We start from the raw sequence: 14,739 nt of genomic DNA, 5'->3' as shown, positions 1-14,739 counted from the left end.
AAATCTCAAAAAATTAAAAGGTACCTATAATGGCAATAGAAACAAATCAAGTTGTATCAATAGAATATGAAGTCCGCGATGGAGAAAAAATTGTAGATAGTAATGTTGGCGCTGAGCCGTTAGTATTTATGTTTGGAAGAGGTCAGATTATTCCGGGATTAGAAAATGCAATCGCAAATATGTCAATAGGTGAAAAAACTGATGTATTAGTAAAAGCAGAGGATGCATATGGTGAACATAATGCTGAAGCTAAGCAAGAAGTTCCAAAGGATCAATTCGCAGGAATAGATCTAGAAGTTGGTATGACTCTTTATGGTCAAGGTGAAGATGGAGGAACTATTCAAGTTGTTGTTCAAGAGATAGGAAGTGAAAGTGTCATTATTGATTTTAATCACCCACTAGCAGGCAAAGATTTGGCTTTTACTGTATCAATCAATAATATTAGAGAAGCATCTGCTGAAGAAATAGCGAGTGGAATTCCAGCTGAAAATCAGCAAGAGAGCTGTTGCGGCACAGGTGCTGGCGCTGGTTGTGGATGCTAGTTATATAACTGCTTCCGCTTCTTCAGCGCAAGCATTTAAAACTGCCACTCTTTTAAAAACATTAAGTGTAAATTCTCTTATAACTGGAGAATCAGGTGTTGGAAAAAAAACTTTAGCTCGCTATATACTTCCAGATGCTCCAATATTGGAAGCATCTAACTATAATGAACTCTTAATAGCTTTAAATAGTGTTAAAGAGATAATTATTACAAATTTAGAAAATTCACCAAATATAAACAAAATTTTAGAAATTTTAGATAGTCAAAATATAAAAGTTGTAGCAACAGCAAAAAATTTATATCATAATGAAAATGTCGATAAATACTTTAGTGTAAAATTTAATATACCATCTTTGTCAGAGAGACCTGAAGATGTTGATATATTAGTAAAAACATTTATAAAAGAAGCAGCTCTTTTGTTTTATGCAAAAGATGAGTTTAAGATTAAAAATTTCAAACCAGATTTGAGTCAAAATTCACACTCTTTAAGAAGACAGGTAATGATAAGCTATCTTTTGCAAGATATAAATGAAAATGAATTGATGACTATTATTCAAAACTATCTAACGGATAAGTTAGGCTCTAATAATGATTATAAAAATTTTTTACATCTGTATGAAGTTCCAATAATTAAAGCAGGATTACAGAGATTTAAATCACAGTTGCAGCTTTCTGAAAAACTAGGTTTAAACAGAAACACACTTAGAAAAAAAATAGCTGAAAATCAAAAATATTTATAAAGGGTATAAAATGAAAAAAATAGCAATGATTTTTGCAGGACAAGGTTCTCAATCTTTGGGAATGGGAAAGAATTTTTATGAGAATTCAGATATGGCAAAAGAGATGTTTGAAAAAGCGGGTGAAAGAATTGGTGTAAACTTTGAAAATTTATTATTTGAAGAGAATGATATGCTAGGACAAACTGCTTATACGCAGCCTGCAATTCTTTTAGTGCAGATGATAGCTTATCGTCTGTTTAAGGAGAAATGCCCCGATTTAAAAGCTGAGCTGTTTTTAGGACATTCATTGGGTGAATTTTCGGCTCTTTGTGCAAGCGGTGCAATCGATTATGTTGATGCTGTTGAACTTGTTCATAGACGCGGGCAGCTAATGCAGGATGCTTGCAGTGATATAGAAGCTGGAATGATGGCTATAGTTGGACTTGATGATGCAAGTGTTGAGAAAGTTTGTGTAGAAGCTTTAAGTCAAGGTAAAAAGGTTTGGCCGGCAAATTATAATCAAGACGGACAGTTGGTTGTTGCAGGTATGAAAGCTGATTTACAATCACTTGAACAGACATTTAAAAATGCAGGTGCAAAAAGAGCACTGCTTCTTAATATGTCTGTAGCAAGCCACTGTGAACTTTTATCTTCTGCTCAATTACCTCTTGCAAGTTTAATGGAAGGCATGATTGAAGATAATTTCGAAGCTCCTGTAATCTCAAATGTTACCACTTCTCCATACTCCACAAAAAAAGATGCAGTTTCACTTCTTAAAGAGCAGCTTATAAAACCTGTGAAATACAAACACTCTATTCTTGCAATTGCTGATAGTGTTGATATTGCAATAGAATTTGGCAACGGTTCAACATTAAAAGGACTCAATAAAAGAATAGCCAAAGATTTGGAAACATTAAATGTTTTTGATATGGAAACTTTAGATAAAGTAGTTAAAGAAATTTGTAATTAAGAGGAGAGTAGATGAAAATTGCTATCATGGGAGCAATGCCTGAAGAGATTGCCCCAATACTTGAAAAGGTCGGTTCGTACAAAACAGTAGAGTATGCCGGAAATAGATATTATGAGGCAACATACAGAGGTGTTCGACTTGTGATAGCGTACTCTAAGATAGGGAAGGTTTTCTCGACACTTACTGCTACAACCATGATCGAGCATTTTAGAGCTACAAAACTTTTGTTTTCAGGAGTTGCTGGGGCAATATCTCCCACCCTAAAAGTTGGCGATTTAATTGTTGCTACAAAACTTACTCAACATGATTTGGATATTACGGCATTTGGTCATCCATATGGCTATGTTCCCGAGGGAGCCGTTTTTGTAGAGACAGATAAAGAGATGATAGAGATAAGCAAAGAAGTTGCTGCAAGCATGGGTAAAAGCGTACAAGAGGGCATCATTGCAACCGGAGATCAATTTGTTGCCGACGAAAAGAGAAAAAATTGGATAGGAACAACATTTGGCGCAGATGCTTTAGAGATGGAGGGAGGAAGCGTTGCTGTTGTATGTGACGCTCTAAATATACCGTTTTTTATTCTTCGCTCAATCAGTGATGCTGCAGATATGGATGCAAGCTTTAGTTTTGATACATTTTTAGAAACGAGTGCAAAAGAGAGTGCTGAGTTTGTGATGAAAATGGTAGACAGGATAGTAGAGTAGTTATGTCTATAAAGATTTCTAAAAAAATAATGAGTAAGCTTGGCAAAACAAATGCAGAGTTTAATCTTATAGAAGAGGGTGACAAGATTTTAGTAGGATTAAGCGGTGGCAAAGATTCGCTTACTATGGTACATGCGCTAAAAGAACAGCAGCGCCGAGCACCATTCAAATTTGAATTTATTGCAGTAACTGTCTCTTACGGGATGGGTGAAAATTTTGATAATCTTATTGCACATTGCCAAGAATATGAAATTCCTCACACAATACATGATACGCAAATTTATAATTTAGCAGAAGAGAAGATTAGAAAAAATTCATCTTTTTGCAGTTTTTTCTCTCGTATGAGAAGAGGTTCTCTTTATAGTGCTGCACAGGTACATGGATGTAATAAAGTAGCTCTTGGTCATCATATGGATGATGCTGCAGAGAGTTTTTTTATGAATTTTATTTACAATGGGCAGTTGCGCTCACTTGCGCCAAAATATAAAGCAGATAACGGCTTAATAGTTATTCGTCCGCTGATTCAGATGAGAGAGCGCCAATTAAGAGCATTTGCAGATGATAATAGTATTCCTACTATTGGCGATGAAGCATGTCCTTCTATGCGTTTTGATGTAAAAATGCCATATGCTAGAGCAAATACTAAAGAGATGTTAGCAAAGATGGAAAAAGATTTCCCTTCATTTTTTACCAGTTTAAATGCAGCATTTAAAAATATATCAGTTGAGAGTTTTTTTGATAAAGAGAAGTTTAATATTTAGACTCTATATTCTCTTCATCTTTAGCAATCTGCACTCTTTTCTCATGTAGTGTTTCTACTTTTAGTGTTTGTAAAAACTCTATCATATTTTCTTGATAAGAGATAACATCTCCATCATGTGAAAGATTAAGCAGTTCTTTGAGCGAGTCAATATCTATTTTTTTAGCATATCTTGGCATAAGTTTTAGATCTTTTTGAATATTTAATACAAGTGTGTCTATATCTAAGCCATTGTTTTCTTTTACTTTTTCAATAAGTTCTTTTGTATTTAGCACTAAAAGATCTGCTCTCTCTTCATCATTTTTATATATTTTCATACCTATCTTTTTTATAATTGAATAGTCGTCTATTTTTGCATTTTCATTTGCAGAGAGAATTAATGCAAAAAGTTTCGCACGAAACTCTAAAGAACTATGATTATAAACAAATAATTCACGAAATGCATTGAAAAGATAGTGTTTAATCTTAAAAGCTAGCTGCATTTAAATACCCCATATAGTCTAATATGCTATTATACATTTTTGATTTTTAAAATGAGTGTAATTACACAAAGTATATTATAAATAATAAAGGAGAATTGATGGGTAGAGCTTTTGAATATAGAAAAGCATCAAAACTAAAAAGATGGGGAGCAATGTCAAAACTGTTTCCGAAATTAGGAAAAATAATTACCTTGGCTGCAAAAGAGGGCGGAACAGATCCTGATATGAATCCTAGACTTCGTACAGCAATTCTTAATGCCAAAGCTGAAAATATGCCAAAAGATAATATAGAGGCAGCAATTAAAAGAGCAACGGCAAAAGATACGGCAAGTATGTTGGAAGTAAGTTTTGAAGGTAAACTTCCACACGGGGTACAGCTTTTTATTGAGTGTATGACTGATAATAATACCAGAACAGTTGCAAATGTTAAAAATATACTTACTAAAAATGGTGGTGAAATGCTTACAAAAGGATCTTTGGAGTTTATGTTTGATAGAAAAGCTTTAATAGAATTTCCTTTAAAAGATGATATGGATTTGGAGGAGTTGGAATTAGAGTTAATTGATGCCGGATTAGAAGAGATAGAAGCAGAAGACGGTGTTGTTATAGTTACAGGAGATTATACAAGCTTTGGTGCATTAAATAGCGCTTTGGAAAATATGGGTATTGAAATTACAAAAGCAAATTTAGAAAGAATGCCAAACTCACCAATTACAATTACGGAAAAAGAGCAGGCTGAAATAGATAAAATTTTGGATAAACTTGAAGATGATGAGGATGTTCAAAAAATATTTACAAACATAGCATAATTAAATTTGCAAATAATAATTTTATAACAATATAAAAATTAAATTATAAAAAATTGAATAGTGGATAAGATAGAGTAAATATAAAATTATATTTACTCTTTATCCTCTTCCTTGAACAGCATTTCCTAAATCCCACATTGGTAAAAATATACCAAGAGCAAGTAAAAGAACCATAGCAGCGAGAATTAGCAGCATTACTGGCTCTATCGCCTCATTAAGGCCATCAATAATAGCATCAAATTTCATTTTATAATACTCAGCTACTTTACTTACCATAGAGTCTAAAGTACCACTGTCTTCACCGGCACTAATCATTTGAATAATCATATTTTCAAATAATTGTGTTTCTTCTAAACCTTCATGCAGAGATGTACCTTTTTCAACAGATATTCTGACGGATGCAAGTTTCTTTTTTAGAGGAAGATTTTCTAACATTGATATAGAAGTATCTAGAGCTTCTGCAATGGGAATACCGGCACGGACTAACTCTGAGAAAACAAGTGTAAATCGGCTAAGTGTAGCATAAATAATAATATCCTTAATGAGATATGTTTTTAACAAAAGTTTATGCCAGTTATACCTAATATCTTCATAGTTGTTTATTAGATATTTAAAAATAATAAGACCTATAATTAAAGCAGCCAATACATAAAGCCCATAATTGTTGAAAATATTTTCAAGCTCTAGTAAAATCAGCGTAGGCAGTGGTAATTGAGCATGCAACTCTTCAAAAATAACTTTAAATTGAGGAACAACATAAGATATTAGAATTGTAAAAGCAATTGCCATTGCAATCATAACATTTCTTGGATATGCCATTGCTTTTTTAAATTTGATATAATTTGCACGAATTTCTTCAAGCATATTAGCAAGCGAATACAACGAATCATCAAGGTTACCTGTTTTTTCACCAAGTTGAACCATGGCGATAGTTAAATTTCCTAGCTCAAATTGGAAATTTTTCATAGATTTTGACAAGGAATAACCAGAATTTATATCTTCTGCCAATTTATTAAAAACCAATTTTAAATTTTTATCTTGTGTAGACTTTGCAATTTCATTAAGAGAATCATAAATTGAAATCCCTGCATTTGTCATAACAGCCAATTGTCTAATAGAAGCTATTAATGCATCGGGCTTTATTTTTCGCTTTTTTACATTGCTTAACAAGTTTGTTTTAAATCTTTCAAATTGCTTCTCTAGCGGCTCTTCTTCTTCAGAAATTTTAAGAATAATTCCTGGATATTTTAATTTTGTAAGCTCACTAGCATGTTTTCTGTTCTCGGCATACATTCCTATTTGTTCTTTTTTACCCTTAGTGAGGATAGTTGCTACAAAGTATTTCATTATTTTGCCACCCTTAAAATTTCTTCTAAACTTGTAATACCTTCAAGAGCTTTATCGATTCCATTTTCAAATAGCCCAACAAATCCATCTTCTACTGCTTGGGCATGTAAAGTCTCAATTGAGGCATTCTTAGCAATAAGAGATGTCATTTTTTCATTAACAGTTAAAACTTCACAAATCATCTCTCTTCCCAAATATCCAGTTCCATTGCACTCTTTGCAACCTGCTCCAGTATAAAATTTACTATTTTCAGGTATAAATTGGTGTAACTCCTCTAAAGTATTTGCTGGAACTTTTTCCTCTATTTTACAATGCGGGCATATTTTTCTAACAAGTCTTTGAGCCTGTATTGCAACTAACGAACCGCTTATCAAGTAAGAAGGAACTCCCATATCTACCATACGAGTTATAGCACTAATGGAATCATTCGTATGGAGTGTAGAAATTACCAGGTGGCCCGTTAGTGCAGCTTTAATGGCAATTTCAAGTGTTTCTGAATCACGAATTTCACCAATCATAATTTTATCCGGATCCTGTCTTAGTATAGATCTAAGAGCTGCTGCAAAAGTAAGACCTATTTTAGGGTTTACCTGTACCTGTTGAATAAGATTCATCTTATACTCTACAGGATCTTCAACCGTAATAAGCTTGTCTTCAACATTTCTAAGTTCATTTAGCGCTCCATATAGTGTTGTCGTTTTACCGCTGCCTGTAGGACCGGTTACCAATATGATACCATAAGGACTTTTAAGTGCTTTTGTAAATTTTTGATAACTCGCACTGTCCATGCCGGCATCTTCTAATTTTACAAGCGCCTTTTGTTTGTCAAGAATTCTCATAACAATAGATTCGCCGTAAATTATGGGAAGAGTAGATACACGAAAATCATACTCTTTTGATCCAATTGTTGTAGAAAAACGACCATCTTGAGGTTTTCTTTTTTCTGCTATATCAAGGTTTGAGAGAAGTTTTAATCTTGAAGCAAGCGGAGGATATATATCTTTTTCAAATATAAAAATTTCTATCAATTTACCATCGATACGGGTACGAACAACACAATTTTTTTCTGTCGGCTCAATATGTACATCACTCGCTCGATTTTTAATGCAAGCTTTTAGAATCACATCAATTAAAAGTAAAATGGAAGAAGCTTCTTGTTTTTGATCTAGAGAACTTATAGAATTTAATTCATCTTTGATTTTTTTCACTAAGCCTTTTACACTATCTTTTAATTCTACCTTAGTAAGGTATGATTGAATCTGTTTTTTAGTTGCAACTACTGTTTTAATTGGTTTATTTGGAAAAAGTCTCTGTACAGCTTCTTGAGCTTCAATATCAAGAGGATCGCAAAAAGCTATTGTAATGCTTAAATCATCTTCTGATATTGGAAGAGCATTGTATTTTTTTAATTGAGAAAGTGATGCTTTCTCCATAATTCTATAATCCATATCTATTGAATCTAAATCAAGAAACATAAGATTCTGTTTTTCTGCAAGTTTTGCTAACACATCTTTTTCTTGAATATAGTCATAATTATCAATAATTGATAAAGGATACTCACCGCTTTGAATTTTATCGACAATAAAACGAACAAGCCTATCCATTGTCATAAATCCAGATAAGGTAATATCTCTAAGAATTAAATTTGAATTTAAGCCTTTTGCGATCAGTCTGTCAACTTGACTCTTCATTATAGAGCCATTAGCTAATAGATCAGATGTTATTCTATCCATAATGCCTCTTCCCCTACCAATAAATATGTTTTTTAACGCTAATAGAGTTATAAAACTCTTCAATAACCATTTTATCTATTTTATCATCTTTTAAAAGATAAAGCTTATATTTTAATTGATTGTCATTTTCATCTTCAAAAATATAAACATCTTTAAGTTCATCTTTTTTAAGTTTACTATATAAATCAAAAACTTTTGATAAAACATGATCTGTTGAGGGTAAATTTAGAGATGATATATCATAATTATCCAACATTGCATGATAGAGAAGCTTTTTTTGCATTAAAATAATAGAAAAATAGGCAGCATTAGAGCGTGATTCTTGAGAATATTTTAATTTTGCTATAGGAACAGACAGGCGATCTATATAATCAGCATTTAAACATGAAAAAGCATATAAAGAGATATACTCTTCATCTCTTGAATATTCGCTAAAATGATTAAAACCAAGATTGCACGCCTCTTTATACTCTTTATCTTGATATTGACTTAACATTTTTTGTTTTATATTTCCATATAAATTTATTGTTATAAATAGTATTAACAGTAGTATTTTCATTTAAATTTTCCTGATAAGATTTCATCTAGAAGCTGCTTTGCTTGTGATGAATTAGAGTAGTTTATGTATTTTCTGAGTGTATCTATTGCCATATCTTTTTTATCTAGTTTTACTAATGATTTTGAAAAAATTATCCAGCTTGCTTCAATATTGTTATTTAATTCATTTGTTGCCAAAGCATAGTTATACGCTTGTTCATAGTCTCCTAATTGATAATACTTTTTTGCAACAAAAAGGCTTAGGGCAGGATTGTGATTTATATTAAACCTTTTTATAACATCTTGAATATCTTTTTCATCATCATTTCTTGTTATAGAAATAGAACTTTTTTGATTAACATTTTGCAAAGATTCTTTAACTTCTTCCACTGCAGGCTCTTCTACAGGGAGTGCCGTTTTTTTCTCTTCACTAACTTTTTTTATCTCTTTTTTTGTATCAATATTATTGCTTATATTTTTAGAATATGTTTCTTTTTCTGCTTTTATATTGTCTATAAATTTTAATGATGGAGAGAGCATAACCTTTTCTTGTTTTTGCAAGCTTTCTTCTTTAATAAGTTTTGGCTCTTGCGCTATGATCTCTTCTTCTATCTTAGCAGGTTCCGCCATTTTTTCTTGTTCTATTATTTTTTCCTCTTTTTTGGCAGGTTCTGCTTTTGTATTTTGTAATATTATATTTTCTTTTTTATCAACAGTTGATTTTATAATATTTTTTTTCTCTATATTAGAATTAAAATTGTATAAAGTAAAAAAAGCGATAGAAGAGCTAACAATAATTATACTCGCAGTTATTGTAAAGTAAGGAATGATTTTTTTTTGTTTATATTTTTTATGTCTGATTTCTAAATCATCAATATTAAGCATTAATAAGTCCTGTATGAATAGCAGACATCTCTATAATTTTTTTCGAAATCTCATTTCCTTTTATTTTTTTATAATTATTATTTTCATAATGCATGTATATATCAAATAATGTATATACTAGTTTATTTGTGTCTCTATAATTTCCATTTGTTAATTTATGAATCAAATTAACTGATTTTTGATTAAACATACTTGCAACATCCAGGCAATTTACTTTCATAAGTTTTTTTTGAATGTAAATTTTCAATTCTGAGGGTGAAGCATTTTCAAGCTTGATACTTTCCCAAATTCTAGTTTGAAAATGCTCTTTTGCAATTAAATCCTCTTTTTCTGTTTTATGAAGAGCAATAACAAATTTTACTTTTCTTGTGTCAGAGAGCAGTCTTATCTTTTCCATCATAAAAGTTGAGTATAGTTGAGCTTCATCTAGCATTATGATTGGCATAATTTCTGCTCCAACTTCTCTATTTTCAACAACTTTCATAAATTGTGTAAAATTCAATTCACCATCATATTTAATGTCATATAAATCCTGAGCAAGTGTTTTAAAAAATTCACTTTCATCTAAAATAGGTGTTTTATATAGATAAACTTTTTGTTCAGAGACAAGGTCTTGGTGAAGCCTTGAGAGAAACATACTTTTTCCAGTACCAGGTCTTCCATATAAAAGCACCATTTTTAGAGGTTTAGCTATTGAGTCCTTTAATGCCTGGTAAATCATAGAGATTCTTTCAAGCTGGATGTAATCTTTAGCATCAACAGTATCTAAAAAAACATCCCTTGCGTTTTTATAGATACTTGTTTTCAATTTTCTTCTTTTGCACTATCAGTAGTAGCGGTAATTGCATCTTCTGCATTAAGTAAGATTTTCTCTGACAGGCCTTGATAACCTAAGTCTGATAAAGATAAATCATTCTCTTCTTTACGAATAATATGCGGTTCTATAACAATGATAAGCTCATGAACAGTTTTTTGTTTATCCTCATATTTAAACAGATAGTTTAAAAGAGGAATATCTCCGAGTAAAGGAACTTTGTTTACATTGTTTTCAACATTTGTATTGATAAGACCACCTAAAATAATACGATTACCATCTTTTACAGTTACAACAGAGGAGAGCTGACGGCGAGTAAGATCCGGCGGCATTGTTCTGTCTTCTCCCGGGATACTAGATATATCTGAAGCTGTTTCAGATAGAGAAGGGTTTATTTTTAGTGTTATCATATTGTTATCAGAAATTTCTGGAGTAATATCTAGTAAAACTCCGGCAAAAACTGATAAAACATCTTCACTTTCACTTTGAGTTCCGGTTGTTCCGCCTGCCAATATTTCAGTACTTATAATTTTATAAAAATATTCAGTTCCGGCTGTTATTAGAGCTGCTTGATTATTAAGAGTTAAAACTTTTGGGTTAGATATAGAGTTCACTTCACCTTGAGTTTTAAGAAATTTAATAACTTCATTTAATTTTATTCCGCTTGAGCTGTTGAGTGTAATAAAACTATCCTGCGTATTGCCTGTACCAGTACCTGTTCCAAAGCTTACATCAATATCTTGAAGAGCATATAGCTGGCTCCAGTCAACACCTGTTGTTTTTCCTTCATTTAAAGTTACAGACAGTAGCTGAACATCTATTAAGACTTGAAGCTGTACTTTGTCTTGAAGATTTTTAAGGTATTTTTCAAATCTTTGCATCTGTTTAGTTGTTGCAGTAACTGTAACAATACCGGCATTTTTATTTATAATAGGAGCTTCAGCTTTATAGATATCTTGTGGTCTGTTAAGAATTTTTTGAAATTCTAAATCTAGTTGATGCCAAAACATCACTTCATCTGAACTATCTATTTTCATACCTGATTTACCTGCACTGCCTCCACCTACTTCTGCGTTTGCTGTTGTAGTTGTAGTTCCAGAAGAAACGCCAGCACCTTCTGATGAGAGAGTTATATCTGTTTTAGATTCACTTTTTCTTTGTGAAAGAATATAGTCTATGCTAAACATTTTAGTTTCAAGATATGAAATTTTTAAAATATTATTCTCAAGAGTATATGTAAGATTATTCTCTTTCAATATAAGTTCTAAAACTTCATTAATCGTTAGGTTGTTTAGATTTGTTTTATTTAAATTAGTATTTAAAAACTCTTGAGCAGTCGGATCAGTGACAATAATGCTAAATTCACACTCATCACTAAGCTGTTCTATAAAATCTATTATCTTAGTGTTTTTTGTGGAACTAATGCTAAAGAGTTCATAAGAACAATCAGCTAAAGTATTAACTGATAACAAAAGTGTTAAAAGAGTCGAGTACATTGTTGTTTTTATAAGTTTCATAAATCTGCCCTACTTATTTTTGAATTTTAAATTTGAATTTCTGCTAATTGTTGATAAGATAATTTCCTTATCACCTTTTTTTAAAGTTACCGAAGTTTTGTCAATATCAGTAATTGTATAATTGCTGATATTCTCATTCTTTTTATACCAGTTACCGTCAATCATAGCAGATGAATTGACAATAGCACTCAAGACAAAAGTGTCTTTTTTAATGCTTTTTTCCGAAGTAGCTACAGCAACAGCTTTTGAAGACGAAACTGTTCTTCGAGCTACTGAAGAAGTTTTAGCTCCTTTTTTTACTTCAGGTTTGCTTTTGTCTAAAAATATAAAAGGATCTTTTACTTTCACAACTGTAACTCCTTTTCTTGGAGGTTTGATTGCTTCTATTTGTTCATCTACCCACTCTAGTTCTGTAGCATAAAGGAGGCTGCTTAAAAAAACTGTAAGTAATATTATTAATAATGTTTTCATTAGTAAGTAATCCCCCAAATTGAAATATTTAAATCTGTACTCAGCTCATTCTGTGCTTTAATGCTTAAATCATGAACATCAACAACTAATTCACTTTTTTCAAGTGAATTGATAAACTTAACTGTATTCAAGTAATTTCCCTTAACTTTGAGTTCAACATCCAAAACATGACCAAAAGTTGATGTTTCGTTTTTTGGATAACTCTCTTCAAAGTTAATTATTTTTACATTGTGCTCTTTTGCATTTACAGATATAGAATTAAGATACTCACCCCATGCAATTTCATCATAGATAAGTGAATATATAGTTTCTATCTTCTCTTTTATATATTTATTGTTGTCTTTTTGAACCAACAATTCATTTTCAAGATTTTTAATTTCTTGAACAAGTTTAGCGACTTTTTCTTCTGTGTTTATTTTCAAATAAATTTTGTCAGAATCTATTTTTTTTGTAATATCTTCAACTTTTTTTTTCGCGCTATTAAATTCATTAACTGATGAATCATAAAACGGGTAAGCCAAAAAAAACAAAATAGCAACTATGATAATATATATCATATAAACATCTTTTTGAGATTTTTCCTTAAAAAAATTATCAATTCTTTGTAAGGTATTTTCTATCATTAATTTAAAACTCATAATAAATTCACCTTTAATTCACCAAAATATAATTTTGTTTTTTCTTCATATGATATTTCATCTATCCAAAAATAGAATTTACCTTCATAAATTTTTGTTAAATATTTAATTAGGTCAGTTATCTTTTTATCATTAGAAGAGACTAGTCTAAGCTTCAACTCTTTTGTTTCATCATCTTTATTATACTTATTTGATTCTGTATAAAAAGCAGATTCCAATCTAACATCGTATCTATTTAAATCTTTTGTAAATGTATATATCAAACCAGCTTTCATAGGATAATTTACTTTAACATCGTGAATTTTTATAAGTGTGTTTTTCTTCTCAATATATTCTTGTTCTTCCTGAGCTAGTAATTTTGAAACTTTTTCTTTTTCAGCTTCTCTGCTTTTTATAGTAGCTTCTCTTGTAACTTTAATGTTGTGAACATTTTTATACTCCTCTTCAAGAAGTTTGTACTGGAGTGATTGCGCATATGTAAGTGTCCAGTATGTTGCAGGATACAAAAAAGCAAGCACAAGAGCAGCAGCACTAAGTAAAATAGCACGACCGCTTTCTCTCTTTATGAATTTTGGAGGACGATGATATGTAGTGAAATTACACTCATATCTCTCTTTTTCAGAAAGAGTAGTATAAAGATGCATAAGAGAATGAAGATGATCAATATTATTTTCACTCTTCTCAAATCCATAGTCAAAATTAAAATTATTACTTTTAATACTAAGTTCAACTTCTGATATCTCATCTAGTTTAGTTACAGATGCAAGTTGCGAATCTATGTAGATACAATCTATTTTATTTATATCTAAAGCTCTTTTTACATATGTTAAAATGTCATTGATATTTGTAAATATCTCTTTATATAGCCTAATTACATCTGTTTTATAGACACTTTCAGTAGTTTTAAGATCTTCATTTTTAAGAAAATTGATAAAGTCTTCATACTCAATCATCTCCCCATGCAATTCACAAAATCTTTCGTGCATTTGTAAAAATGAGTAATTTATAGATTTAGTATATATAAAATTTTTCTCATTATATATAGTAATAAAAGTGTCGTTTTCTTGAAAATATATAAAGCAGTGGACACCGCTGCTTTCTATAATCTCTTTAGAATAAAGAGATTTTAATAGAAGAGGAGACGGTATAATATAGTCTATATATTTTACTTTTTCAACTACATTTTTAAATACATCATCTATTACAGCCGGATCTATTATAAATACATGAAAGTTTCTGTTTTCTTCATCTAAATTGTTAAAAGTTTCAATATATTCTATTTGATACATAATAGCTTGATCAAGACCAAGCTCATCGTATGCTTTATTATAAATAGCATCATATAAATCATCATCTGGAATATTTTTACTTACAGAAATATGACTATTGATAAAACTTTTTGTGTTTAGATATGAGACAACATACTGCTCTTTATTGTATGTTGGCGATGCGATTTTATTTAAAAAATTTGAAATTGAACTTACATATGTACCCTTGTAAGGGTTAATAGAAAGTACGCTGGAGAAAGAGTGTTTTTCTTTTTTACTCATTTTCATGATCCTGTTTAAAATAAATTTTAACTAAAGTGCAAAATTTATTATTTTTATAAAACTAAATCTTGTAAATTTAATTAATCTACATGATAATCATTTTCTTTGGCAATGTTACATCATTGTTTACAATAGTATTTGAAGTTTATTTAAAAAAGCTTTAATTCTTTTTACAATAACCTCGAATATTTTGTAAATATTTTACTCTTTTTTTAAATATTGTAGTTTAAGAGTTGCTGCTTTATGTAATAAAACTTTAACT

Annotated in this window: 16 protein-coding genes; 6 read left to right on the top strand and 10 right to left on the bottom strand. The window is 30.6% G+C overall.

Annotation, left to right across the window (positions count from 1 at the left end; translation table 11 throughout):
• Positions 1-29: 29 nt before the first annotated feature.
• From FJR47_RS06480 to FJR47_RS06460, 5 genes are read left to right on the top strand one after another with little or no spacing between them, the layout of a single operon-like run.
• Positions 30-542 (top strand): FKBP-type peptidyl-prolyl cis-trans isomerase, encoded by a 513-nt coding sequence (locus FJR47_RS06480; RefSeq protein ID WP_152299636.1) that lies wholly within the window; start codon positions 30-32, stop codon positions 540-542.
• Positions 532-1,281, top strand: a complete 750-nt coding sequence (locus tag FJR47_RS06475; RefSeq protein ID WP_152299635.1) for a helix-turn-helix domain-containing protein — start codon at positions 532-534, stop codon at positions 1,279-1,281. Before FJR47_RS06480 ends, FJR47_RS06475 begins: the two co-directional genes overlap by 11 nt.
• 10 nt (positions 1,282-1,291) lie before the next feature.
• Entirely contained in the window at positions 1,292-2,230 is a 939-nt protein-coding gene (gene fabD / locus FJR47_RS06470) for an ACP S-malonyltransferase (protein ID WP_152299634.1), read from the top strand.
• An 11-nt stretch (positions 2,231-2,241) separates the two neighbouring features.
• Positions 2,242-2,934, top strand: coding sequence for a 5'-methylthioadenosine/adenosylhomocysteine nucleosidase (locus tag FJR47_RS06465; protein ID WP_152299633.1), 693 nt, complete (start codon positions 2,242-2,244; stop codon positions 2,932-2,934).
• Between the two features lie 2 nt (positions 2,935-2,936).
• Positions 2,937-3,695: a tRNA 2-thiocytidine biosynthesis TtcA family protein gene (locus FJR47_RS06460; RefSeq protein ID WP_152299632.1), complete on the top strand. Its 759-nt coding sequence runs from the start codon at positions 2,937-2,939 to the stop codon at positions 3,693-3,695.
• Here the strand turns inward: FJR47_RS06460 and FJR47_RS06455 are convergent.
• A complete protein-coding gene (locus tag FJR47_RS06455) occupies positions 3,685-4,176 on the bottom strand; it encodes a hypothetical protein (RefSeq protein WP_152299631.1) in 492 nt (163 codons plus the stop codon). The two genes, FJR47_RS06460 and FJR47_RS06455, sit on opposite strands and share 11 nt — an antisense overlap.
• Positions 4,177-4,274: 98 nt before the next feature.
• On the opposite strand from FJR47_RS06455, the gene FJR47_RS06450 reads away from it, so the two are divergent.
• Positions 4,275-4,985, top strand: coding sequence for a YebC/PmpR family DNA-binding transcriptional regulator (locus FJR47_RS06450; RefSeq protein WP_152299630.1), 711 nt, complete (start codon positions 4,275-4,277; stop codon positions 4,983-4,985).
• Positions 4,986-5,084: 99 nt separating this feature from the next.
• Here the strand turns inward: FJR47_RS06450 and FJR47_RS06445 are convergent, their stop codons facing one another.
• The 9 genes from FJR47_RS06445 to FJR47_RS06405 are packed head-to-tail and all read right to left on the bottom strand — an operon-like array spanning position 5,085 to position 14,477.
• Positions 5,085-6,332, bottom strand: a complete 1,248-nt coding sequence (locus FJR47_RS06445) for a type II secretion system F family protein (RefSeq protein WP_152299629.1) — start codon at positions 6,330-6,332, stop codon at positions 5,085-5,087.
• On the bottom strand, positions 6,332-8,065 hold the full coding sequence (locus tag FJR47_RS06440; protein ID WP_152299628.1) for a GspE/PulE family protein: 1,734 nt from the start codon (positions 8,063-8,065) through the stop codon (positions 6,332-6,334). Before FJR47_RS06440 ends, FJR47_RS06445 begins: the two co-directional genes overlap by 1 nt.
• A 13-nt stretch (positions 8,066-8,078) precedes the next feature.
• A complete protein-coding gene (locus tag FJR47_RS06435; protein WP_152299627.1) occupies positions 8,079-8,624 on the bottom strand; it encodes a hypothetical protein in 546 nt (181 codons plus the stop codon).
• Positions 8,621-9,487, bottom strand: coding sequence for a CDC27 family protein (locus tag FJR47_RS06430; RefSeq protein WP_152299626.1), 867 nt, complete (start codon positions 9,485-9,487; stop codon positions 8,621-8,623). Before FJR47_RS06430 ends, FJR47_RS06435 begins: the two co-directional genes overlap by 4 nt.
• A complete protein-coding gene (locus FJR47_RS06425) occupies positions 9,480-10,295 on the bottom strand; it encodes an ATP-binding protein (protein ID WP_152299625.1) in 816 nt (271 codons plus the stop codon). Before FJR47_RS06425 ends, FJR47_RS06430 begins: the two co-directional genes overlap by 8 nt.
• Positions 10,292-11,818, bottom strand: coding sequence for a pilus (MSHA type) biogenesis protein MshL (locus FJR47_RS06420; RefSeq protein ID WP_152299624.1), 1,527 nt, complete (start codon positions 11,816-11,818; stop codon positions 10,292-10,294). Before FJR47_RS06420 ends, FJR47_RS06425 begins: the two co-directional genes overlap by 4 nt.
• Positions 11,819-11,827: 9 nt before the next feature.
• Positions 11,828-12,289 (bottom strand): hypothetical protein, encoded by a 462-nt coding sequence (locus FJR47_RS06415; protein WP_152299623.1) that lies wholly within the window; start codon positions 12,287-12,289, stop codon positions 11,828-11,830.
• Positions 12,289-12,927, bottom strand: coding sequence for a type 4a pilus biogenesis protein PilO (locus FJR47_RS06410; RefSeq protein WP_152299622.1), 639 nt, complete (start codon positions 12,925-12,927; stop codon positions 12,289-12,291). The genes FJR47_RS06415 and FJR47_RS06410 overlap by 1 nt, the downstream gene beginning before the upstream one ends.
• Positions 12,924-14,477, bottom strand: coding sequence for a hypothetical protein (locus FJR47_RS06405; RefSeq protein WP_152299621.1), 1,554 nt, complete (start codon positions 14,475-14,477; stop codon positions 12,924-12,926). Before FJR47_RS06405 ends, FJR47_RS06410 begins: the two co-directional genes overlap by 4 nt.
• Between the last annotated feature and the right edge of the window lie 262 nt (positions 14,478-14,739).

The sequence above is a fragment of the Sulfurimonas xiamenensis genome (assembly GCF_009258045.1).
In the GTDB taxonomy this organism is placed as follows: domain Bacteria; phylum Campylobacterota; class Campylobacteria; order Campylobacterales; family Sulfurimonadaceae; genus Sulfurimonas; species Sulfurimonas xiamenensis.
This window is presented reverse-complemented; position numbering and strand designations above follow the sequence as displayed.

What these genes read in the sequence shown, in the direction of transcription:
- FJR47_RS06480 (WP_152299636.1), top strand. Translation starts at nt 30, where the DNA reads ATGGCAATAGAAACAAATCAAGTTGTATCAATAGAATATGAAGTCCGC.
- fabD (WP_152299634.1), top strand. Translation starts at nt 1,292, where the DNA reads ATGAAAAAAATAGCAATGATTTTTGCAGGACAAGGTTCTCAATCTTTG.
- FJR47_RS06465 (WP_152299633.1), top strand. Translation starts at nt 2,242, where the DNA reads ATGAAAATTGCTATCATGGGAGCAATGCCTGAAGAGATTGCCCCAATA.
- FJR47_RS06460 (WP_152299632.1), top strand. Translation starts at nt 2,937, where the DNA reads ATGTCTATAAAGATTTCTAAAAAAATAATGAGTAAGCTTGGCAAAACA.
- FJR47_RS06455 (WP_152299631.1), bottom strand. Translation starts at nt 4,176, where the DNA reads ATGCAGCTAGCTTTTAAGATTAAACACTATCTTTTCAATGCATTTCGT.
- FJR47_RS06450 (WP_152299630.1), top strand. Translation starts at nt 4,275, where the DNA reads ATGGGTAGAGCTTTTGAATATAGAAAAGCATCAAAACTAAAAAGATGG.
- FJR47_RS06445 (WP_152299629.1), bottom strand. Translation starts at nt 6,332, where the DNA reads ATGAAATACTTTGTAGCAACTATCCTCACTAAGGGTAAAAAAGAACAA.
- FJR47_RS06440 (WP_152299628.1), bottom strand. Translation starts at nt 8,065, where the DNA reads ATGGATAGAATAACATCTGATCTATTAGCTAATGGCTCTATAATGAAG.
- FJR47_RS06435 (WP_152299627.1), bottom strand. Translation starts at nt 8,624, where the DNA reads ATGAAAATACTACTGTTAATACTATTTATAACAATAAATTTATATGGA.
- FJR47_RS06430 (WP_152299626.1), bottom strand. Translation starts at nt 9,487, where the DNA reads ATGCTTAATATTGATGATTTAGAAATCAGACATAAAAAATATAAACAA.
- FJR47_RS06420 (WP_152299624.1), bottom strand. Translation starts at nt 11,818, where the DNA reads ATGAAACTTATAAAAACAACAATGTACTCGACTCTTTTAACACTTTTG.
- FJR47_RS06415 (WP_152299623.1), bottom strand. Translation starts at nt 12,289, where the DNA reads ATGAAAACATTATTAATAATATTACTTACAGTTTTTTTAAGCAGCCTC.
- FJR47_RS06410 (WP_152299622.1), bottom strand. Translation starts at nt 12,927, where the DNA reads ATGAGTTTTAAATTAATGATAGAAAATACCTTACAAAGAATTGATAAT.
- FJR47_RS06405 (WP_152299621.1), bottom strand. Translation starts at nt 14,477, where the DNA reads ATGAGTAAAAAAGAAAAACACTCTTTCTCCAGCGTACTTTCTATTAAC.